Raw genomic sequence first — 23214 nt, 5'->3', positions numbered from 1 at the left:
GGGGGAGCGCCCGGCGCTGGCCGGGCCAACGGGATATGGAAAAACTTTGGGCAGGGCGGGCGCAGGCCGCCACCAGTAAAATCGCGGACGATTTCAACTCGTCCATTCACATCGACTGCCGCATGTACCGGCAGGACATCACCGGCTCGCTGGCCCACGCGGCCATGCTGGCGGCACGGGGCATTTTGAGCAAAGCCGACCTGGACGCCATCACCACCGGGCTGGAGGGCATTCTGGCGGATCTGGACAGCGGCGCGCTTGTCATCGACCCCACCGCCGAGGACATTCACATGTTCGTGGAGGCGGAGCTGACCAAGCGCATCGGTGACGCGGGCAAGCGGCTGCACACCGCCCGCAGCCGGAACGATCAGGTGGCCACCGACCTGCGGCTCTATCTGCGGGACGCCTGCGCTTCGCTGCAGGGCCAGCTGAAGGAGCTGCTGGAGGCCATCTATGAGCAGGCCAGGGCCAATCAGGACGCCATCCTGCCCGGCTACACCCATCTGCAGCGGGCGCAGCCGGTGTGCTTTGCGCACCATCTGCTGGCATGGGCGGCCATGCTGCAGCGGGACGTGACCCGTTTGCAGGACGCGGTGGCCCGCATGAATTACAGCCCCCTTGGCTGCTGCGCGCTGGCGGGCACCACCTACCACACCGACCGGGCCATGACCGCCGCGGCGCTGGGCTTCGACGGCGTGTGCGCCAACAGCATGGACGGCGTATCCGACCGGGACTTCTGCGTGGAGATTCTGAGCGCGCTGGCCCTTGTGATGATGCATCTTTCCCGCTTTTCGGAGGAGATCATCCTCTGGTCCAGCTGGGAGTTCAAGTTCGTGGAGCTGGACGACGGCTTCACCACCGGATCCAGCATCATGCCCCAGAAGAAAAACCCGGACATGGCAGAGCTGGTGCGGGGCAAGACCGGCCGGGTGTACGGCGATCTGATGGGTACCCTGACCATGCTGAAGGGCCTGCCGCTGGCATATAACAAGGACATGCAGGAGGATAAGGAATCCATCTTCGACGCCATCGACACGGTGAGCCAGTGCCTTGGGGTGTTCGCGCCCATGGTGCGCACCATGAAGCCGCTGAAGGCGAACATGTACGCGGCAGCGCAGAAGGGGTTCATCAACGCCACCGATCTGGCGGATTACCTGACCTGCAAGGGCATGCCGTTCCGCAGCGCCTACAAGCTGACGGGCCAGCTGGTGGCGAAATGCATCGCCGAGGGCAAGGTGCTGGAGGATGTGACGCTGACGGAATACAAGGCGCTGAGCGAGCTGTTTGATGAGGACGTATACGAAGCCATCGATCTTGCGGCCTGCGTGGCCCGGCGCACCAGCGAAGGCGGCACCGGCCCGGCCTCGGTGACCGCCCAGCTGCAGCAGCTGGAAGCGTTTTTGGCGAAGATGTGAGTTTGATAGAGGTTTGATGGAGAAAAAGAGGAGCACCCTGAGTGGGTGCTCCTCTTTTGGTTATACATTAATTTCTGATTAGTCTCTGCGAAAAATGTCGCGAGTATAAACCTTATCCTTCACATCATCCAGGCAACTATCATAGCGATTGGCAATAATTGCTTGGGCTTGTGATTTGAATGTTTCCAGATCATTCACCACTCGGCTACCAAAGAAGGTTTCACCATCTTTCAAGGTAGGTTCGTAGATGACCACGGTAGCACCCTTTGCCTTAATACGTTTCATCACACCCTGAATAGAGCTCTGACGGAAATTATCGGAATTGGATTTCATAGTCAGGCGATACACGCCGATAATACATTCTTTTTCCTGGCTTTTGTTATACTCACCATTGTTATAGTAATCATAATAGCCCGCTAAATGCAACACCTGATCTGCAATAAAATCTTTTCGGGTACGGTTAGATTCTACAATGGCACTCATCATATTCTGAGGAACATCTTGATAATTGGCCAACAGCTGTTTGGTATCCTTCGGCAGGCAATAACCGCCATAGCCAAAACTGGGGTTATTGTAGTGACTGCCGATACGAGGATCAAGACACACCCCATTGATGATCTGCCTGGTATCCAACCCCTTCATTTCTGCATATGTATCCAGCTCATTAAAATAGCTGACACGCAGAGCCAAGTAAGTGTTAGCAAACAGCTTGACCGCTTCCGCTTCAGTAAAGCCCATGAACAAGGTCTCAATATCCTCTTTCAGCGCACCTTCCTGCAGCAAACCAGCAAAAGTGTGCGCTGCCTGCACCAAGCGATCGTCATTCAAATCCGTACCTACAATAATGCGGCTGGGATAAAGGTTATCGTAGAGAGCCTTGCTCTCGCGCAGAAATTCAGGGCTGAACAGGATATTTGTGCTGCCAGTCTTCTTTCGAATAGACTCGGTGTAACCCACAGGAATGGTGGATTTGATCACCATAATGGCGTTGGGGTTATACTCCATCACTAGCTGGATCACATTCTCCACCGCGGAAGTATCGAAATAGTTCTTCTTGCTGTCGTAATTAGTGGGTGCCGCAATCACCACAAAATCTGCGTCGCTATACGCCGATTTTGCATCCAATGTGGCTGTCAGATCCAGCTGCTTTTCTGCCAGGTATTTTTCAATGTACTCATCCTGAATGGGCGATTTCCGGCTGTTGATCAACTCTACTTTTTCCGGGATGATATCCACTGCGGTGACAGTATGATGCTGAGCCAACAATACCGCAATGGACAGGCCAACATAACCAGTTCCAGCTACTGCAATTTTAGCCATTTTTCTTCACAACTCCTAAAATTTCCAAAAGAATTCTGATTTCTCCAGTAATGATTATGGAAATCAGCCAAACCACTGCAATAATGGCCGACTTTAATAAAACTCCTACAAAAGCAGACTCTAACATAACCACTGAACTTAAGGTCTTACAAAGAAACACACCAAGCAAAGTTGTAAAAATTATTGACACAAAGTTTGGAATCAACCCACTTAAAAAAGCAAGAAATGATTTTCCAAACCCCTTGTTTATCAAGAAATAATATTCAATAAAGAACTTCAAAATGTATGCAAACGCGACTGCTATCGATACCCCTTCAATGGTTTTAAATTTGAACAAACAAGCAAAGATCAAAATCAGTGTTACACAGACATGAACTATTGAACTTTGAAACATTAGTTTAGTTTTATTAATCGACTGATATATTGCTCCAGCACTAGATGCAATAATTTGAGCCCAGATTGAACAACTCAAAATCATAAAGCTCGGAACAGCCAATTCCCATTGAGATCCATATAAAATTAAAATTATTTCTTGTGCACAAACAAAGCAAATTGGCTGTATCAAAGCTCCCAGTGCAGAAAACATTTTAATAACGTCAACATACTTCCTGTATATATAATTTAAATCATCCTGATGAACAGATAGGATAGGATGTAACACCGGATTAATCACAAAGGTCAGATTACTAAGCGGATACATCATAAGCTTATAGCTCTTATCGTAATACGCTAGGCATTCATTCCCTAAGAACTTACCAATAGAGATATTATCTATATTGCGGGAAAAATAATTAGTAATACTAAACAGGAACTGATATGTACTGTATCCTCGAATCTTCTTTACACTTTGGAAATCAACTCTAAGCTTCAAGTGCAGATTTGAACCCCATACATTCCATATAAACAGAAACAGAGATGACAGTGTTGACTGAATCACTAAAGTGTAATATTTTGCTCCCATAAAAGCTAAAACAATAGCAATTATTGAAGTAGCAACACATATGCTTACAGTTCGTACTGCAATCGCCATGAATCTCTGCTTCCGATATAATAATGCATTAGGCACCATATTAATAGTATTAAAGTAAACAGAAACAGACAAAATCATTACAATGGGATAGTAAACATTATTATCAAAAAAGATCGCTATGGGAATTGATAGCAGTGCAAATCCGCCTGCTAATACAATTCCTGCCATTGCTGTAAATGAAAATATATCATCGATTTCCGATTTTGTTAATGATTTGTTCTGTATAATTGCTGGTCCAATTCCCATTTCAGACAGAATAGAAAACAAATTGGTAAACACTGTAATAACAGCAACTATTCCATAGTCATTAGGTGTCAAAATTCTTGACAGAATTGCCGTAACTAAAATGTTAATTATTACTGTTGCATATTTTGACGATACATTTAAAATTGTTGCTTTTTTTAATGAAATTGAACTCATTCCTAAACCCCTAAAATACTTTGATAGAGTTTATATATTTGTTCCGCATTCTTTTCTGCTGTAAGATTTTCAACTGCCTTCTGTTGACCTTTAAGTGCAATTTTTCGAGCTATATCTCTATGTGTTGCGATATATTCCAGTTTTTGAGTCAAAGACAATATATTATCCCGTTCATACAAAAAGCCCGTTTCTTCATTTTCAATCAACTCTGCCGTAGCACCTGAATTTGAACCTAGCACTACATTTCCAGTCATCATACCTTCCACAGTTACACGACCAAATGCCTCACAATATGAACATACGCACACAACATCATGCTTTTGATATAGCTCAATTATATTATTGCTCGGCTCCATAATATTTACCGGAAGTTCATTTTCTTCTACATATCCTCTTAATAGATCAATATATTCTTTATCCCCAGACCCAATTATTGTGGCAAAAATATCACTTCTACCCTGACTCTTGAGAGTCTTGAGAGCTTTTAACAAAAGCATTTGACCTTTCTGCGGTGTAATGCGTCCTGGTAAAAATACACGTACAAATTCATTCCGCAATATATCTCGTTTTGAATAATATCGATTATGATCTATTCCATTGTAAATTACTTTAATTTCATTATTTAAAAGCAATCTATACTTTTCTGCCACACTTTCAGAAATCGCAATTCTTGCGTCAGCCTTATCAATCAATTGTAATGCTTCTTTTTTACAAACAAACTCTTCGCCCAAATCTTCTTCCATAAATTCACGAAAATGCCAAAGCACTTTCTTTCTATTTCTATAAGCTGCTTTCGCCCCCATATTTGTAGTTAACGCATTAATGTGAATCAAATCAAATCTTCTCAAAAGTATACTTAATTTTAAATCAGCAACAAAAACAACTATTTCCCGAAGTAATTTCGATATTAGTCCACACTTCGAATCTATACTCTTACGCCACAATTTATTGCTGTATAACAGCACTTTATATTTTATTTTCTCTTGATTTAGAAATTCCTCAATATCACCGTGCATTGGGATTAAAACTTCTAAAGAGAAGTCTTTCCTTTGTTTTTGAATAATAGAAACAAAGGTGACTAAAGACCGACTTGCTCCACTGTTCATGGAAGAATTTGATGCGACCACTAAAACTCTATATGTGCTCTGCATATGCTATAACTCCTCAATTAAATCTGCGCAAAACCTTCCACACCTCAAATTCCAATCTTGGAGAAATTGCACTCAACAAAACTGAAACTCTTGAAGTAATCGCACACGGATTAGGAATCACAAAAAGAACCCAATTTTCTTTTGCTTCCTTCCTCAATTCATTATAAAGGTCTACATTATCATGGTTCACCGCTATCATTGTTCGCAAACATGTTACAGCCGCTTTAACTTTTCTAACTTTCCATGCTGACAAAACACGTGGATCTTCTAACAGAAACTTCCTTGTTCGCTTTAAAGCTTCATACTCACTTAAATGTTTAGGTTTAAAATAGTTTTTTTCAAACCGTCCATTTAATGCACTTGTAGGATTCATCCTGTAATTATATCCACAATATTCTTTCCAAATAATCGGACCATTACAGATGCTTAAATACTCAACCAAAAATAATAGGTCTTCACAAATCGCAATATCCTTGCAAAAAAAGATTCCATGCTCTATTAAAAGTTTTCGGTCAAAGATCTTGCAAACAGGAAAGCCTTTCATGCCACTCTCGCTAAATGCGGAAATCTGTGCTTGTACTTTGGAAATTTTTGATTTACAAACTTTTCTTTTGTTATCGATTGGGCATGCAACAAGCCCTTCTGGTTTCATATCAGCGACAAGTTTTTCTAAGTACTCTTTATCGAGAGTATCATCCGCGTCAACAAAAGCAATATATCTTCCTGTTGCTTTTTTAATTCCCACATTACGTGCGAAAGACACTCCCTGATTTTCTTGATGAATCACTTTAATGCAACTATATAATCGACCATATTGATCACATATATCTCCGCTGTAATCAGTTGATCCATCATTAATTAGTAAAATTTCATAGTCATCTATACTTTGATTCAAAACTGAGTCCACACATTCTTTCAGATACTTCTCCGCATTATATACTGGAATAACAACGCTTATTTGACACTGTTGCTGCATCTTTCTTCCTTCTCTTCTTAATTACCACTAATTTGATGTTCCAAAACTCTGTCAAAAAAAACAACAAAACTATATTTGTATTAATAAAGAACGGATAGCCTTCCGTCAAAAAGTACACTTCGTAGGCAATTGCTATCAAACACACAGCCACATCATTTTTCTTAATTGCTAATTTATAAATACCAAAAAAAATCAGGAAATACAGCATCCAAATCAGAAAGCCATATTGATATAATATAACCAAATAGCTATTATCCATTGTTCCTAGCTCTTCATATGCTGATGGTGCCCCAAAAGGTTTAATTGACAAAAGCTCAGTATGCCAGTGCCATAGTGCAAATCGATAAGAAAAAACTACATTCAACTTGTTAACAAGTTCGTTTTTTGTATACAAGTGCGCAACTGTATAAGACAAAAAACTAAACAACGGAAAAATACTGTATACTATTGCCCTAAATGCTTTGCTTCCAAATAGTTTCGACACTTTATAAATATACTTATCGAACATCAACAGCGCACACGAAAGAATCATTACAATTAGCGCTGAACGACTATTAGTAATTTTATAAATAAAAATCGTAACAATCAGCAAATTGAATATTTTCAATCCTGAAATTCTCTTGAAATTAATACATATATATCCAATAAATATAGTGAACAACATCAGCGCTGCTGTATTTGGATTTTTAAAACCCAAAAAATAATAAACAGTCTCCCCATCATATCCTTTTTGGTTTTCAATCAAACCTAGCAACGCTGCGCCAATAATAAGAGCAGCTATCGAAGTATTAGCTTTTACAAAAACCTTCAGAGCCCAGCGATATTCAATCCCTTTAAGTGCTAACCCAAAAAGTATAAGTTTCGCAAATGTCATGCCCTGAGAATTTATTAAGCTCAAAAACATAATTCCGCTTGAAACAACAACTATTATCAAGCTAAAAAAATTTATACGAGCATCTGCAATCCACTTTACTGCAACACACATAAATGCAATATAAAAGCACACTGTACGAAGCATATCAAATAGTAAAATATCTGATATTTCACTAGATTCCAACCAAAAATGTATTTGCATACACCAAATAAATACCGATGTAAGCCACAGTAATTTATTTTGTTTATGAAAACTCATTTTTCAACACCAATTTTACTTAAGCTTCCAAACAAGATAATTCATTCAATCTTTTAGAAATCTTTTGAATATATCTTTTCCTTATACTCATCAAATCTTCCAATCACTCTAGCCGGAATCCCTGCCACTACTGATCCATCCGGTATATCTCTATTTACTAAACTTCCTGCCCCTACAATTACGTTATTACCAATTTTCACATCATATAGGATCATACTTCTTGCCCCAATAAACACATTGTTTCCAATATGTATTGCTCCTGTTCGTTTTTTGTATTTATTCACATTTTCCATTTTATTAAACAATGTACTTGTAATATCATGATTAATAAACATCACTTGACTATCCAAAACAACATTATTTCCAAAATATATTAATTCTGGTTCTGTGCCAAAATTATACGGTTGAAAATAGCATCCATCTCCTTGAGCTCCAAAATAGTTTATTCGCTTCAAAAATCTTGCTCTTTTATCTCCATTCATTAACATCAATATAACGAGGAATACTTTCCTAAAAAACATTTTTCTTCCTTTCGCTTAAAATGCAATCTTACATCCCATATGAGACACAAAATAGTTCACCGGTATTATTCTCGAAATAACAACTGCTTTAGTTATCCCAAAATTTTCCTTTAGAATAGGCATCAACTGTTCATTTTTGAGATAATGAGGAAATTTCTCATTAAGCATTTTTTTTGCTCCATAAAACATCTGTTTATTTCCTGCATTTGCGGATACAACCATTGTTTGTAACAAGTAGTAAATCTCCCTGTATTCAAAATAGCTTTTCCAGTACATATTTTCACTGCATAATTCTGAAAACTCATTTCTCAAACTTTCAGATGCCTTTACAAACTTCATATAGTGTTCTGGATTCTTATATGAGGAACTCATTGTTACATTCCCCACTCTATAAAAATATAATTCTTCTTCAATCGAGATAGGTTTTTTTGCTTCCAGTAACACTTTGATATACGCTTCATCAAAACATGTCGGGAACATACTCCCAATATCCAATTTTTCCAGTAATTCACGCTTCACAATTTTGTTCCACGGCTGAGAATTTCGCTCTACATACGTCACATTTTTTTCGCCTTTATACGCTCTAAACCATTTTTCTTTCGTTTTAATCTTTTTAGGATAAAATGAATAATCGCAATAGACCAGTTCGCTGTCACCATTTTTTGCCGCATTGTACAGTTTCTCAAACATATCTTTCCGTACAAAATCATCAGCATCTACCCAGCCAACATATTCTCCTGTTGCATGAATCAACCCAACTTGTCGAGTTTTATACAACCCTCTATTATCTTGAGTGAAAGCCTTAACTTTTTCAGAATTTTTTTCCTGATATTTTTGGATTAAGTTCCAAGACCCATCTGTTGAACCATCGTTAATCACAATAATCTCAATATCTTGTAGTGTTTGATTTACAAGAGAATCCAAACATTCTTCCAAATATTTTTCCGCATTATATACGGGCACTATAACTGTAACTTTTTTCATCGTGCAACCTCCGCCGTCGTCTGGCCCTGAGCCACGCCTTCGGTGCTTTCCGCTTCGAACAGGATGCGCACCGTGGCGAACATGATCTTCAGATCCTCCACAAAGCTGGGGTTGGAAATGTACATCAGATCCATCTGCAGCTTGTCGTAGGGGGTGGTGTTGTATTTGCCGTATACCTGGGCGTAACCCGTCAGGCCCGCTTTCGCCTGCAGGCGCAGCGCAAACTCCGGCAGCTCCTCTTCGTACTGGGCCGCAATCTCCGGCCGCTCCGGGCGGGGGCCTACCAGGCTCATTTCGCCCTTGAAAATATTGATCAGCTGCGGCAGTTCATCCAACCGGCATTTCCGAATGAATTTGCCAATCGGGGTAATGCGGTCGTCGTTCTCGCCGGTGGAAAGCCGGGCCACGCCGTCCTTCTCTGCATCTACTCGCATGCTTCGGAATTTTAATACATTAAACGTCTTTCCGTCCCGGGTCAGGCGGCACTGCTTATAGAAGGCCGGGCCGCCGTCGGTGGCCTTGATGGCGATGCCCACCGCCAGCATAATGGGCGACAGAACCACCAGCGCAAAGCCGGATACAAACAGATCGAACGCCCGCTTGATGAACAGATACTCCGGGTTGGGGTCGTACCGGCCCACCCGCAGCATGGGCAGGTGGAACATGTGCATCCGCTCGGCGCCGCTCATGATCACGTCACCGACGCGGGGGATCAGATACACCCGGATGTTCCGGGCCACACACTGCTTCAGAATAATGTTCCGCTCGTGGGAATGGATGCCGCACAGGAACACCACCTCCACGCCGTCCAGAATGCGCAGCTTATCGTTCAAAGCGCTGTCCACATCGGCGGTGGCGGTCACATGGAACCGCTTTTCCAGGCCGTACTCCTGAATCAGCTGCTCCATGCCCTCGCGCATGTCGTAAATTACTGCGGTTTTCTGGGCCTTATACCGGCCGAAATACCACTGATGAGCCAGCGTGCACCACAGCCCGGCCAGCGCCACCTGCACCGCGAACACGCCCAGCATGGGCAGCACCGGCGGGAAATGTTTGGTCAGCAGCCAGGTGACCAGATACATGATGCCGTCCGCAATCAGGGCGGACAGCGCCTGCGACATGAGCATCTCGGAAATGCGGCTCAGCGTGATGCGGAACCCCTCGTAGATGCGCCCGTATGTAACATACAGCCCAAAGAACAGGGCGATCACCAGCCAGTTCCCCTTCTGAAAATAGGGCTCGGCCAGATTATCCGCATACGCCAGATACCAGCACACCCCGAACGGAATGGTGAGCAAAACCGCATCCAGCAGCTTGACCACCCGCAACATTGTGTTATGCCGTAAACGATTCATCATTCCCTCTCCTTATATCCATAATTGCTCAGCATGAGCGGGGTGCTGTTATTCCCCGCAATCTGTTCCCGCTGATTATTTTAACCATACGCGATAACTCATCAACATTTTTAACGCAAAATACCCCGGGCGGCCGGGCTGCCCAGGGGGATTCTGCGTTGGCGGTTTTCCGTTTGCGTCTGCCGGGCGGCGCCGAGCCGGCGTTTGCCGTTTTGCCTGCAGTTCGCCCTGGCAAACACAGCCGCTGCCTCTCCCCCTGTTTTGCGGGTGCTGCGCTGAAAATTGCCGTGTCCTTTTCGCTTTACCGTAAAAGGAAAGCGAAGGTACTGATGGTTATATGTCAGTATTTTAATCATAACGCAATTTGCATCTTTTTTCAATGAAAACGGTGGAATTAAGTGCAGATTCGGCTAATTGGTAAAAAAGCTGAGTGAAAAGCGAATAATATTGATTTTTCTGCTGGAAATCCCCCTTCTTTTCCTCTTTTTCCCTGGATGGACATATCCCTGTACCCCCATGTTTTTTTGCAGGATATTCCACCGGATTTGCTCCATCGGCTTTTGGCCCGTTTCGCCCACTTCAAACTGGAAAATTTTCCTTGGTCATTCCATGGAAAAATCGCGCATTTTATTGACAAATGTGTCAAACTTGTGTACCATTTCAACTAGATAACCCGGCAACGCATCTTCCTATTAAAATAAGTAAACGGAATGCAAAAGGAGAACATCATGAGCCAATCCAAACAGACCGCCCTGGTTATTATGGCAGCGGGCATCGGCAGCCGTTTCGGCGGCGGAATCAAGCAGCTGGAGCCCGTGGGCCTGCACGGCGAAATCATCATGGACTATTCCATTCACGACGCCATTGAAGCGGGCTTCAACAAGGTGGTCTTTATCATCCGGCACGACATTGCCGAGGCCTTCCGCGAGGCCATTGGCGACCGGATCGCCGCCACCTGCGCCCGCCTGGGCGTGGAGATTGCCTACGCCTATCAGGAGAAGGAAAACCTGCCTGAGGGCGTATCCCTGCCCGAAGGCCGCACCAAGCCCTGGGGCACCGGCCAGGCGGTTCTGGCCTGCAAGGGCCTTCTGAACGAGCCCTTCGTGGTGATCAACGCCGACGACTACTACGGCAAGGAAGCCTTCGTGAAGATCCACGACTTCCTGATTCAGGACCACGGCGACAGCGAGCTGTGCATGGCGGGCTTCGTGCTGAAGAACACCCTTTCTGAGAATGGCGGCGTGACCCGCGGCATCTGCCACATGAACGAGACCGGCTACCTGACCGACGTGGAGGAGACCTCCAATATCGTAAAGACCGCCACCGGCGCCGAGGTTGAGGGCAAGCCCGTGGACGCGGACTCTCTGGTTTCCATGAACATGTGGGGCCTGACCCCCGCCTTTATGGATCTGCTGGACAAGGGCTTTGTGGAGTTCTTCGCCAACACTCCGGACGACAAAATCCTGAAGGCCGAGTACCTGCTGCCCATCTACATCGACCAGCTGCTCAAGCGCAGCGCGGTGTCGGTGAAGGTACTGAAAACCGACGACAAGTGGTTCGGCGTGACCTACAAGGAGGACAAGGACTTCGTTGTGGCCAGCTTCCGTGCGCTGATCGAGGCGGGCGTTTACAAGGAGGATCTGTTCAGCGACCTGTAAGCCGCTGACCTTCCGGCGTTTTTCGCCAAAACCGATTCAGCTTGACTGGCAAAACCAGAAGGCGGCTGCCTTCCCAATTCGGGAAAGGCAGCCGCCTTTTTCTGCGTTTTCCGCTCTGGCCGGATTTTGTGGGGCAAAGCCCCGGGGCTCCGCTTCAGTGCGGTCGGAACCCGGGGCTTTATTCTTTTCAGCTGGCGTATCCGGTCATTCGCCGGGCGAAGCTGCGGGCGGGGTTCTGCCTGCCCAGCACAGGGCCAGCGCCTTCAGCAGCCGGTCCATGTCGATGGGCTTGGACACATGGGCGTTCATGCCCGCGGCGGTGGTGCGGTCCACATCCTCGGCAAAGGCGTTGGCGGTCACCGCCACAATGGGCACGGTGGCCGCGTCCGGCCGATCCAGCCGGCGGATGGCCCGGGCGGCATCGCAGCCGTCCATCACCGGCATCTGCATATCCATCAGGATGGCATCCACCGAATAGGGGGCCGACCGCTGGAACTTTTCCACCGCCTGCTTGCCGTTGGCCGCGCTGATCACCTGGGCGCCGCTCATGGTGAGCAGCTCGGTGACAATCTCCATGTTCAGCTCGTTGTCCTCGGCCACCAGAATGGTCTGGCCCGCCAGCGAAGCGGCGGGGCTGGCCGCCGGGGCTGCGGCGGAGGCTGCCGCCCCGATCACCGGGCCGGCGTGCTGCTCCACCACCTCCAGCGGCAGGGTCACGGTGAACCGGCTGCCCTTGCCCACGGCGCTTTCCACCGTGATTTCACCGCTCATCTGCTGCACCAGACTTTTCACAATGGGCATGCCCAGACCGGTGCCCTCGGTGGCGCGGGGGGTGAAGTGGGTCTCGCGGGAATAGGGCTCGAAGATATGCTCCAGAAACTCGCTGCTCATGCCGATGCCGGTATCCGCCACCACAATCTGATACTTGCTGTGCTTCTGGTAGTCGAACTGGCGCACCTCCACCCTGATTTCGGCGCCCTCGCAGCTGTATTTCAGCGCATTGGAGAGCAGGTTGTTCATGATCTGGCCGATCTTGAAGGAGTCGCCCTTCACCACCGGATTCTTCAGCTGCATGGACAGCTCAAACCGCTTGTTCTGGCGCTCGGCCTGAGCGCGGAACATCTCGCACACCTCGGTCAGGTATTCGTTCAGGTCGAATTCCTTCACGTCCAGCGCGCTCTTGCCCGCCTCCAGCTTGGCCATCTCCAGAATGTCGTTGATGAGCATGAGCAGCTGTTTGGCCGCAAACTCCACCTTTTTGATGTAGCCGGTGACCTTTTCCGCGTCGCCCGGCTCCCGGCGGATCAGCTCGGAGTAACCGATCACCGCGTTCAGGGGGGTGCGCATGTCGTGGGACATGGTGTTGAAGAAGGTATTGCGGGCCCTGGCGCTGGTTTTGGCGGTGTCCAGCGCCTCCTGCAGAATCATCATGTGCTGCATCTGCTGGCGCTTTTCCACGTCCACATCCTTGAAGCAGAGGATCACCTCGCCGGGCAGGATGTGCTTCTGGTAGATGGTGCGCACGTTCACCCAGTGGTAGCTGCCGCCGAACATGCGCTGGTAGTCGCCGCCGTAGTCCACCACGTTTTCCTTCACCCGCTGGGCAATGCTCTTGAGCGAGAAGTCCTGCTCGAACTCGGCATAAGCCTCCGGGTGCACCCGCTTTTTCACCTGAGCCAGCAGCTGCTCGTAGTCGCCGCTCTCGTCAAAGGTACCCCGCAGATCCGGCGAGGTCTTGATGGCCCGGTAGGTGCCGGCCGCAAAATCCACCCGGTAGATGGCAAAGAAGGAATCGCTGAGCACCCGGATGGTCTTTTCGGTCTCGGCCAGCCGGCGCAGGTTCAGAATATCCCGCACCACCATGAACAGCAGGGTCACAAAGGCAATGAGAGCCACGCCGATCAGGGAATAGATCAGCGGATCTCTTTCGCCCATCAGCACCTCCTGGGTGGGGATGGTCATCACCACGGTCCAGCCGTTGTCCATCTCGGCATAGTACACGCCCCGGGCCACGCCCTGGGGGTCGGTGATCTGGGCGTCGTAGGCAAAGAGGCTGCCGTCCCGCACGCCGCTGATCAGCTGCTCGGCATACACCGGGTCGGTGGCCTGCCGGTCGATCAGCCGGTAGAGCAGCCCGCCGTCGGTATCGAACAGATAAAAATGATAGGTGGAGGGCAGGCCGATCTCCAGATCCAGCACGTCGCCCTGGTTGATGTACACATCCATGGCCAGCACGTCGCCCTCGGTCTCCATGGCCTTGGACAGGGTGAAGATCTGGTCGCCGGTGATGGCATCCTCGTATACGTCGCTGAACACGATCTCGCCGGGCGAGGCCATCGCGTTCTGATACCAGTCGGTGCTGGTATAATCGTAGTTGCTGTCGCCGGCCCAGGGGTTGGCGGCCACGATCTGCCCCCCGATCACCGCGTACAGGTCGGCCACATGGCCGCCGAACACCTCGTCCACATTCTGCTGGTACTGCTCCATGCCGTGCTGCAGGGTGTCCCAGTCCATCTGGCCGGTGATTCCCTGCCCGGTATACAGCCAGGCCATCTGAAAGACCCGGGCGAAGCTGTCCAGCCGGCTCTGGGGCTCGCGGGCGTAGCTCTCCGCCAGCGACATGCCCATCTGCTGGGTGTTGCGCATCATTTTATCCCGCACAAGGCCGATGCCCACCAGCAGAAGAGCCGCCACCACCACCAGTGTGGTGATGCTCAGCACAATGCTGTTCAGCGCCCGGCGCTGCTGCTTTTCCATGCGTTGTTCCCCTCTTTCCCGCCGGGTGCCCGGCGGCCTTTTTCCATGTTACAGTGTACCACAGTTGGCTTTTTTGCGCCAGTGCCCCGCATCACACACCCGCCGGGTGGGTAAAATGGGTCTGCCGGTAGGCCCGGGGCGAGATGCCGTACACCGATTTGAAGGCCCGGGAAAAATGCAGGGGGTTTGCGTAGCCCACCATGGTGCTGATGGCGCTCACCGGCTGGGTGGTCTCCTTCAAAAACTGGGCCGCCTGGGCCATGCGGTAGTGGAGCAGAAACGCCTGGGGGCTTTCGCCCATGGTGTCGCGGAAGAGCTTGCCGAAGTAGCTCCGGTTCAGCCCGCAGAAGGCGGCGATATCCTCCACGGACACGTCCCGCTGGTAGTTCTGCTCAATGAAGGAAAGCGCCTCCTTCATATAAAAGTCCCGCAGGCGGCGCTGGCTCTGGTGCTGCCTTGCCGCCGAGGATTCCACCAGCTGGTCCAGAAACAGAAAGCCCCGGCCGATCTGCCGGATGGGGCTGGCCTCGCCGTCCTGCACGATCTGCAGCATGCACTCCCGCAGCTTTTCGCCCCCGGCCCGGGTGGCGGGGGTGTAGATGGGCTTTGCCGCGCCCAGGCCCGCCAGGCTCAGGCTTTCCCGCACGCGCAGGCCGTCGAACTCGATCCAGGTATACTCCCAGGGGTCGGCCTCGTCCGAGGCGTAGGTGGTGGTCTGGCCCGGCAGAATCAGAAACCCCTCCCCCGGCCCCACCGGATACACATGCTCGCCCACATACAGCCTGCCCTGCCCGGCGATGATATAATGGAACAGATAGTGGTTGCGCCGGTGCGGTCCGTAGGAGTGCAGCGGCTCGGTGCGCTCCCACCCGTACTGATACAGGTTCAGATCCACAAAGCGTTCGTCCTGAAACACGTGGAAAATCAGCTTGTTGCCGGCATCCGGCCCGAATGCGGTGGGCATATTGCCATTCCTCCCTCATTTTGTCCGTTTTTCTGATTATATACCATAATGCTGGATGACTTCAAGTAAAATGGCCCGAATCAGCTAAATTGAGAGATAAAAACCGGCAAAATGATATTTATCTTTCATCTGTCAAATCGTATAATAAACACAGCCAAAAGGGAAACAAATTGTATATAGTGCACATTGTACAAAACGGCTCCCAATTTTTCAGCACAACAGCGAAAGCCGCGCTTTCCAGCTGCCCGCACCCGGCCGGGCGGGCGGCGGAAACGGGCGGCAGCCGCACAGGAACAGGAGGAAACAAGCAATGAGTTTGATGCGCAGACTGGCATGCGCCGCACTGAGCGTCTGCCTGGCCGCGGGGCTGGCCACCGGGCTGACCGGTTGCGGCGAAAGCTCGGACGGCACCGTGAACCTGACCTTCCAGATCTGGGACGTGGCCCAGCGCGACGGCATGCAGGCCATGTGCGATGCCTACACCGCCCAGCATCCCAATGTAAAGATCGAGGTGCAGGTGACCAGCTGGAACGAATACTGGACCAAGCTGGAAGCCGCCGCCATGAGCAACAAGATGCCGGATATCTTCTGGATGCACACCAACGAGATTCTGAAGTACGCCGACAACGGCAAGCTGGCAGACTGCTCCGACATTGTGGACACCGAGCACTTCTCCGACATTTCTCTGGCCAACGCCAGCGGCTCGGACGGCAAGCTCTACGGCGTGCCCAAGGATAAGGACACGGTGGGCCTTGTTTATAATAAGGAAATGTTCGATGCCGCAGGCGCTGCCTACCCGGACGAGACCTGGACCTGGGATGACCTGGTCAGCGCCTCTCAGGCCATCTACGACGCCACCGGCAAATACGGCTACATGGCCTACGGCGACGACCAGCTGGGCTACTGGAACTTCGTGTACCAGGCAGGCGGCAGCATCCTCACCGGGGACAACACCCGCGCCAACTTCACCGACCCGGCCACCCAGAAGGGCATGGAGTTCTACATCGGCCTGCAGAGCTACGACTGGTGCCCCGATCAGAACTACTTCGCGGAAACCGCGCCCGGCGCGGCCTTCTTCTCCGAGAAGGGCGCCATGTTCTTTGAGGGCAACTGGAACATCCTCACCGAGCTGCAGAACTACCCCGACATGGTGGGCAAATGGGACGTGGCCGTGCTGCCCGCCTGCCCCGACCCGGTGAGCGGTGACGGCCGGGCCACCATCTCCAACGGCCTGAGCTACGCCACCGGCGCAAACAACAAGCATCTGGACATCGTCAAGGACGTGCTGAAGTTCTTCGGCAGCGAGGAAGGCCAGCGCATCCAGGGCGAGAGCGGCGCCGCCATTCCCGCCTACGAGGGTCTGGAAGAGACCTGGGTGGGCGTGTTCGACGAGTACCCCATCAACGTGCAGTGCTTCATCGACATGTTCGATTACAGCGTGCAGAGCGTGAACAACGCCGCCCGCCCCGAGTGGAAGAGCAAGGTCAGCGACACTCTGCTCAAGATCTATTCCGGCGAGCTGGATCTCTCCACCGGTCTTGCAACCATGCAGCAGATCGTGGATGAGGCCAGCGCCGAATACTACGAATAAAGGAGGGCATTCCGCGTGAAGAAAACTTCCAAGCTGTCCCGCGACGGCGCTGTCTGGGGTCTGGTGATGGTGGCCCCCACCATCATCGGTCTGCTGGTGCTGAACATCTGGCCGTTCATCGAGACCATCTACATGAGCTTCTCCAAGTCCAAGGCCTTCGGCACCTTCGAGTTCAACGGCCTGGATAACTACATCGAAATGTTCCAGAGCACCGAGTTCTGGAAGGCCACCTGGAACTCCATCTACTTCTGCATCCTCACCGTGCCCGTGGGCGTGTTCCTGGCGCTGCTGGTGGCGGTTCTGCTGAACGCAAAGCTCAAGGGCCGCACCGCCTTCCGCGCCATCTTCTTCCTGCCCATGGTGGTGGCTCCCGCCGCCGTTGCCATGGTGTGGAAGTGGATCTTCAACACCGAATACGGCATCATCAACAGCATTCTGGGCCACAACGTGCGCTGGCTGACTAACCCCGCCATCGTGCTGATCACCTGCGCCATCGTGGCCATCTGGAGCGCCATCGGCTACGACGCGGTTCTGCTGCTGTCCGGCATTCAGAACATCTCCGCCAGCCTGTACGAGGCCGCTTCTCTGGACGGCGCCACCAAGGTGCAGCAGTTCTTCCACATCACCCTGCCCATGGTTTCGCCCACCCTGTTCGTGGTGCTCATCATGCGCCTGATGTCCTCTTTGAAGGTGTATGACCTGATCTACATGATGGTCGATCAGTCCAACCCCGCCCTCACCAGCGCCCAGAGCCTGATGTACCTGTTCTACCGGGAGAGCTTTGTGGCCGGCAACAAGGGCTATGCGTCCGCCATCGTCATCTGGACCGTGCTGCTCATCGGCATCGTTACCCTTCTGCAGTTCGCGGGCCAGAAAAAATGGGTGAATTACGAGGTGTAAATCATGCGCACACAAACAAGCAATACCCTGAACAAGACCCTCACCTATGTGGCACTGATCCTGGGCAGCGTGGTTATGATCTTCCCCTTCATTTGGATGCTGCTCACCAGCTTCAAGACCCAGGCCGAGTCCATGGCGGTGCCGCCCCAGCTGCTGCCCAGCCAGTGGAATCTGGACAACTACGTCACCGCGCTGGCCAGCCTGCCCTTCGTGAACCTGTATGTGAACACCGCCCTGCTCATCGTGTTCCGCGTGCTGTGCGCGGTGATCTTCAGCTCCATGGCCGGCTACGCCTTCGCCAAGCTGGATTTCCCCTTTAAGAAGGCCCTGTTCACCATCGTGCTGGTGCAGATGATGCTGCCCAGCCAGATCTTCATCATTCCCCAGTACTTAATGCTGGCCCGCATGGGCCTGACCAACACCATCTTCGCGCTGGTGTTCCCGGGCCTGGTCAGCGCCTTCGGCACCTTCTTTTTGCGCCAGACCTATCTGGGCATTCCGGGCGAGATTGCCGAGGCCGCCTATCTGGACGGCTGCAACAAGTGGCAGACCTTCACCCGCGTCATGTTCCCCCTCACCGGTTCCAGCATGGCCGCGCTGGCCATCTTCACCGCGGTGTTCGCTTACTCCGACCTGATGTGGCCGCTGATCTGCAACATCGACCTGAACATGATGACCCTGTCTGCCGGTCTGTCCACCCTGAACGGCCAGTACACCACCAACTTCCCGGTTCTGATGGCCGGCAGCCTGCTGGCCATGATCCCCATGGTGATCCTGTATCTGATCTTCCAGAAGCAGTTCATCCAGGGCATCGCCATGACCGGCGGTAAGTAAACTTCCCCTTATCACGGCAGGCGGCCGGTTGAACCACACGGCCGGCCGCCCGCCTCGTGTTGTTTTATCCCGTTTTTTCAGGAGCAGTGCCGCGCCATCCACGGCGAACGCCGCAGGCGGCACTGCCCAGCCGGGCCCCAGCCGGGCCCGGCCCGATTCCAAACTTCAGGAGGACCCCTGTATGGGCATTCAATTCGACGCCGCCGCGCGCACCTTTACCCTTTCCACCCGCAGCACCACCTACCAGATGGGGCTGGATCATCTGGATCGCCTGCTTCACCTCTACTACGGCCCGGCCATCGGTCAGGGCGATCTGGCCGCCATGTATCCCCCGGCCGACCGGGGCTTCTCACCCAACCACAACGCCGACCGGGAGCGCCGGGGCATCTCGCCGGACGTGCTGCCTCAGGAGTATACCGGCTGCAACACCGGCGACTTCCGCCTTTCCTGCCTGGTGGTGCGGGAGGAAAACGGCGCGGCCGGGGCCGAATGGCACTACGCGAGCCACAGCATTCAGAAGGGCAAATACGCCCTGACCGGCCTGCCCGCCGCCCACGACGAGGAAAACGAGGCCGAGAGCCTGTGCATCCGCATGGAGGACAGCGTGACCGGCCTTGCGCTGGAGCTGCTGTACGGCGTATTTGAAGCCCAGGACATCATCACCCGGGCCGCCCGGCTGGTGAACGACGGCAGCCAGACCCTGCGGCTGGAAAAGGCCGCGTCCATGTGCCTGGACCTGCCCTTCGGCCGGTGGGATATGATTCATTTCCACGGCCGCCACGCCATGGAGCGCCGGATGGAGCGCACCCCCCTGATGAACGCCATCCAGACCGTGTCCTCCACCCGCGGGGCCTCCAGCCACCACCACAACCCCTTCGTGATCCTGTGCGACCGCAAGGCCACCGAGGAGCACGGCCTGTGCTACGGCGTGATGCCGGTGTATTCCGGCAGCCACCGCACCGACGTGGAGGTGGACCAGAACGGCCTGACCCGCATCGTGAGCGGCATTCACGACGAGCGGTTCAGCTGGCAGCTGGCCCCCGGCGAGGCCTTCATCGCCCCCGAGGTGATTCTGGCCTGCACCGAAAACGGCCTGACCGCCCTGTCTCAGCAGTATCACCGGTTCATCCGGCACAACGTGTGCCGGGGCGAGTTCCGGTTTGCCCGCCGCCCGGTGCTGATCAACAACTGGGAAGCCACCTATTTTGACTTCGATTCCGACGCCATCGTGCGCATTGCGGAAAAGGCCGCGGCGCTGGGCGTGGAGATGCTGGTGCTGGACGACGGCTGGTTCGGCAAGCGCAACGACGACAACAGCGGCCTGGGCGACTGGTTCGTGAACGAGAATAAGCTGCCCGGCGGTCTTTCTCCCCTGATCGACCGGGTGAACGCGCTGGGCATGAAGTTCGGCATCTGGGTGGAGCCGGAGATGGTGAGCGAGGATTCCGATCTGTACCGGGCTCATCCGGACTGGGCCCTCACCCTGCCGGGCCGCGCCCCGGTGATGAGCCGCAACCAGCTGGTGCTGGACATGGGCCGGGACGACGTGGTGGACTACCTGACCGAGCGGCTGACCGACCTGCTGGCCAACAACAACATCGCATACGTGAAGTGGGACATGAACCGGAACATGACCGACGTGTACAGCCGGGTGCTGCCCGCCGACCGGCAGGGCGAAGCGGCCCACCGGTACATGCTGGGCGTTTACAAGCTGCTGGAAACCCTGACCACCCGGTTCCCCCATGTGCTGTTCGAGGGCTGCGCCGGCGGCGGCGGACGCTTTGACGCGGGCATGCTGGCCTACTTCACCCAGATCTGGTGCAGCGACGACACCGACGCCATCGAGCGGCTGGTGATCCAGCACGGCACCTCCTTCGGCTACCCGGTGAGCAGCATGGGCGCGCATGTGTCCGCCTGCCCCAACCACCAGACCGGCCGCACCACGCCTCTGTGGACCCGTGCGGTGGCCGCCATGGCCGGCACCTTCGGCTACGAGCTGGACCTGAACAAGCTGAGCGACGAGGAAGCCGCCCAGGTGAAGGAGCAGATCGCCTTCTTCGACAAGCACTACCAGCTGATTCAGAACGGCCTGTACTACCGGCTGACCGACCCCACCGAGGAGGAGCGGTACGCCGCCTGGCAGTTCGTGGACGAGGAACAGGGCGAGACGCTGGTAAATCTGGTGCTCACCCATCCGGAAGCCAACGCCCGCCCGCTGCACCTGTGGCTGCGTGGTCTTGCGCCGGACGCTCTGTACCGTGTGGAGAGCCTGGACATCCACGGCTGCCACGCAGCACCCCAGGCCGGGCTGGATCTGGCCATGGAAGGCGTGGGCAAGGTATACAGCGGCAGCACCCTGATGCGTGCAGGCTACACCCTGCCCCAGCTGGCCGGCGACTACCCCAGCGTGCAGATGTATGTAAAGCGCGTATAAGCGAAACGGGAAGAGAGAAAAGGAAAAAGAAAAAGCCCGGGGCAGGGAAAGCCCGGGCAGGGCGCACAGCGCCAACATAGAGGGATGGATAACCCCCGGCGGCAGATGGCCGCCGGGGGTTTTGTTCGTTCATTCGCCGCCTTCCAGCCGGAAGGTCACCTTCCAGTTGCCCTCGGTGAGCAGACCGGCGGTATAAAAATCACCGGCCAGGCGGCAGTCCGCCAGCGTCTGGGGCGTGCCGGAGAACACATATTCCATGTAATCCACCCGGTTTTCGCCCTCCCCTGCCCGGAAATAGCCCAGAAAGTCGCAGAAGGTTTTTTCGCTCTCCGGCCCCAGCAGATAGACCTCGGCGTTGTTGTCGTTTTGCTGCCGGTTTTTCACCGCCAGCTGGATGTGCAGCCCGTCCGCCGCCCAGGCCGCGCCGGTGAGGGAAAAGCCCTCCACCGGGAAGTCCTTCTGCCCCTCCCCCGGCACCAGCGCGTCAAACGCATCCGGCGCGTTTCCCGACGGCGAGCCATGGCCGGTGAGGGTCACCGGCCGGGTTTCGGCGTTCTGGGGCAGCCGGGCCAGATCCAGCGGAATCTCCACCTGTTCATACGCGGCCCTGCGGCTGAGAAACCCTTTCAGCGAGAAGGTTACCTTCTCCCCCTGCCAGCTCTTCCCGTCCGCCCGGGTGATGCGCAGCCGGAACAGGGCGGTGCCGGTAGCTTCGTCGTACCCCGCCAGCTCACAATGGGCGCTCTGGTCCGCCGGGCTGCGGATGGAATAGCTGTCGAACAGATCGGTGGTTTCGTCCACCCGGCTGCCCGTCCGATCCTGCAGGGCCACCCACACCTCCGCCGTGTCGCCCTGCACCGCCGCCGACACCACCTCCATTCGGATGTCGCTGTCCTCGTCGCTTTCCCGCACCGGCTGCAGGTACTGGGCCGCCGCCGGGGATGCCCGATACAGCAGCGTGTACGCCGGTTCCACATTGGCGGCAAGGGCGGGCAGGCCCAGCGCCAGCGCAAGGCAGGCCGCCACCGCCGCCAGCGCCGGGCGCTTTGGAAGGCGCACCGCCCGCCGGGGCCGCTCCTCCTTCAGCCGGTGCAGCAGCCGCTGCCGGGCGTCCTCCGGCATGCGAATGCCCCGCACCGCCCGGTTCAGCCGTTCCTCGTCCATCTAGCCTTCCTCCCTTCCGTATGCCTGTTCCAGCAGCTTTCTGCCCTTTTGCAGCCGCATCTTCACCGCCGAGGGCGTGCGGCCGATCATGGGGGCGATCTGGCCGGTGGAGTAGCCCTCCACATAATGCAAAAGCAGCACCACCCGGAATTTCTCCGGCAGACTCATCAAAGCCTCCAGCACCGCCCGATCCCCGGGCTCGGCGCACCGGCCCGCCACCTCCTCCAGCCCGGTGTGGGGATGGCGCAGCCGAAACCGCCGCAGATCCCGGCAGCGGTTGGCCGCCACCCGGATCAGCCACGCCTTTTCGTGCTCCCGGCTGGCAAACGCCGGGGCCTTTTGCAGGTAACGCAGCAGGGTGTCCTGCACCGCGTCCTCCGCGTCCGCCCGGCTGCCCAGCGCCACCAGACACAGCCGGTAGAGCATGTCGCCGTACTGCTCCACCACCCGCTCCGCTTCGCCGGGCGGCGGGGTGAATTGCTCCATGATTCCCACTCCCTTCTGTAAGAAATACGCACAGGATGCCCCTTGCGGTCAATTTCCAGGCAAATATTTTTCGCCGGGGCAAAAAAACGCCGCCTCCCGATGTTCGGGAAGCGGCGCGTTTG

At 53.1% G+C, this 23214-nt stretch carries 19 protein-coding genes; 7 read left to right on the top strand and 12 right to left on the bottom strand.

Going from position 1 to position 23214, the window contains the following annotated elements:
• The first annotated feature begins 35 nt into the window (after window positions 1-35).
• Window positions 36-1415: an argininosuccinate lyase gene (gene argH, locus EDD77_RS00835; RefSeq protein ID WP_058964176.1), complete on the top strand. Its 1380-nt coding sequence runs from the start codon at window positions 36-38 to the stop codon at window positions 1413-1415.
• A 78-nt stretch (window positions 1416-1493) separates the two neighbouring features.
• On the opposite strand, the gene EDD77_RS00830 is transcribed toward argH, so the two are convergent.
• The 8 genes from EDD77_RS00830 to EDD77_RS00795 all read right to left on the bottom strand — a co-directional run bounded on the left by EDD77_RS00830 (window position 1494) and on the right by EDD77_RS00795 (window position 10307).
• Entirely contained in the window at window positions 1494-2735 is a 1242-nt protein-coding gene (locus EDD77_RS00830) for a nucleotide sugar dehydrogenase (RefSeq protein ID WP_058964175.1), read from the bottom strand.
• Window positions 2728-4185: a lipopolysaccharide biosynthesis protein gene (locus EDD77_RS00825; RefSeq protein ID WP_058964174.1), complete on the bottom strand. Its 1458-nt coding sequence runs from the start codon at window positions 4183-4185 to the stop codon at window positions 2728-2730. Before EDD77_RS00825 ends, EDD77_RS00830 begins: the two co-directional genes overlap by 8 nt.
• A gap of 2 nt (window positions 4186-4187) precedes the next feature.
• Complete coding sequence (locus tag EDD77_RS00820; RefSeq protein WP_058964173.1) at window positions 4188-5336, bottom strand: glycosyltransferase family 4 protein; 1149 nt, start codon at window positions 5334-5336, stop codon at window positions 4188-4190.
• Window positions 5337-5349: 13 nt separating this feature from the next.
• Window positions 5350-6312 carry a glycosyltransferase family 2 protein gene (locus EDD77_RS00815; RefSeq protein ID WP_077138541.1) on the bottom strand — a complete coding sequence of 321 codons (963 nt, stop codon included), beginning with the start codon at window positions 6310-6312 and terminating at the stop codon, window positions 5350-5352.
• A complete protein-coding gene (locus EDD77_RS00810) occupies window positions 6269-7444 on the bottom strand; it encodes a hypothetical protein (RefSeq protein ID WP_132587276.1) in 1176 nt (391 codons plus the stop codon). The genes EDD77_RS00815 and EDD77_RS00810 overlap by 44 nt, the downstream gene beginning before the upstream one ends.
• 53 nt (window positions 7445-7497) lie before the next feature.
• The gene (locus tag EDD77_RS18645; protein WP_278318107.1) at window positions 7498-7899 is read right to left on the bottom strand and encodes an acyltransferase; all 402 of its coding nucleotides are present in this window, start codon (window positions 7897-7899) and stop codon (window positions 7498-7500) included.
• Window positions 7900-7980: 81 nt separating this feature from the next.
• Window positions 7981-8949, bottom strand: a complete 969-nt coding sequence (locus EDD77_RS00800) for a glycosyltransferase family 2 protein (protein ID WP_058964170.1) — start codon at window positions 8947-8949, stop codon at window positions 7981-7983.
• The gene (locus EDD77_RS00795; RefSeq protein WP_082669586.1) at window positions 8946-10307 is read right to left on the bottom strand and encodes a sugar transferase; all 1362 of its coding nucleotides are present in this window, start codon (window positions 10305-10307) and stop codon (window positions 8946-8948) included. The genes EDD77_RS00800 and EDD77_RS00795 overlap by 4 nt, the downstream gene beginning before the upstream one ends.
• A gap of 155 nt (window positions 10308-10462) precedes the next feature.
• On the opposite strand from EDD77_RS00795, the gene EDD77_RS00790 reads away from it, so the two are divergent.
• Window positions 10463-10687, top strand: a complete 225-nt coding sequence (locus EDD77_RS00790) for a hypothetical protein (protein WP_132587275.1) — start codon at window positions 10463-10465, stop codon at window positions 10685-10687.
• A 345-nt stretch (window positions 10688-11032) separates the two neighbouring features.
• Entirely contained in the window at window positions 11033-11962 is a 930-nt protein-coding gene (locus EDD77_RS00785; protein WP_058964168.1) for a nucleotidyltransferase family protein, read from the top strand.
• Window positions 11963-12166: 204 nt separating this feature from the next.
• Here EDD77_RS00785 and EDD77_RS00780 read toward each other — a convergent pair whose 3' ends face one another.
• Both EDD77_RS00780 and EDD77_RS00775 read right to left on the bottom strand, forming a co-directional pair.
• Complete coding sequence (locus tag EDD77_RS00780; RefSeq protein ID WP_058964167.1) at window positions 12167-14719, bottom strand: hybrid sensor histidine kinase/response regulator; 2553 nt, start codon at window positions 14717-14719, stop codon at window positions 12167-12169.
• 91 nt (window positions 14720-14810) lie between these two features.
• Complete coding sequence (locus EDD77_RS00775) at window positions 14811-15683, bottom strand: AraC family transcriptional regulator (RefSeq protein WP_058964166.1); 873 nt, start codon at window positions 15681-15683, stop codon at window positions 14811-14813.
• A gap of 310 nt (window positions 15684-15993) precedes the next feature.
• Between EDD77_RS00775 and EDD77_RS00770 the strand changes: the two genes are divergently transcribed.
• The 4 genes from EDD77_RS00770 (at window position 15994) to EDD77_RS00755 (ending at window position 21442) form a co-directional block, all read left to right on the top strand.
• Window positions 15994-17274 carry an ABC transporter substrate-binding protein gene (locus tag EDD77_RS00770; RefSeq protein WP_082669585.1) on the top strand — a complete coding sequence of 427 codons (1281 nt, stop codon included), beginning with the start codon at window positions 15994-15996 and terminating at the stop codon, window positions 17272-17274.
• Window positions 17275-17289: 15 nt separating this feature from the next.
• Window positions 17290-18174, top strand: a complete 885-nt coding sequence (locus tag EDD77_RS00765) for a carbohydrate ABC transporter permease (RefSeq protein ID WP_394326277.1) — start codon at window positions 17290-17292, stop codon at window positions 18172-18174.
• A gap of 3 nt (window positions 18175-18177) precedes the next feature.
• On the top strand, window positions 18178-19008 hold the full coding sequence (locus EDD77_RS00760; protein WP_058964165.1) for a carbohydrate ABC transporter permease: 831 nt from the start codon (window positions 18178-18180) through the stop codon (window positions 19006-19008).
• A gap of 181 nt (window positions 19009-19189) precedes the next feature.
• Entirely contained in the window at window positions 19190-21442 is a 2253-nt protein-coding gene (locus tag EDD77_RS00755) for an alpha-galactosidase (protein WP_058964164.1), read from the top strand.
• A gap of 129 nt (window positions 21443-21571) precedes the next feature.
• Here the strand turns inward: EDD77_RS00755 and EDD77_RS00750 are convergent, their stop codons facing one another.
• Entirely contained in the window at window positions 21572-22606 is a 1035-nt protein-coding gene (locus EDD77_RS00750) for a hypothetical protein (RefSeq protein ID WP_132587274.1), read from the bottom strand.
• A complete protein-coding gene (locus EDD77_RS00745; RefSeq protein WP_058964162.1) occupies window positions 22607-23092 on the bottom strand; it encodes an RNA polymerase sigma factor in 486 nt (161 codons plus the stop codon).
• Between the last annotated feature and the right edge of the window lie 122 nt (window positions 23093-23214).

This window comes from Allofournierella massiliensis (assembly GCF_004345265.1).
GTDB lineage: Bacteria > Bacillota > Clostridia > Oscillospirales > Ruminococcaceae > Allofournierella > Allofournierella massiliensis.
This window is presented reverse-complemented; position numbering and strand designations above follow the sequence as displayed.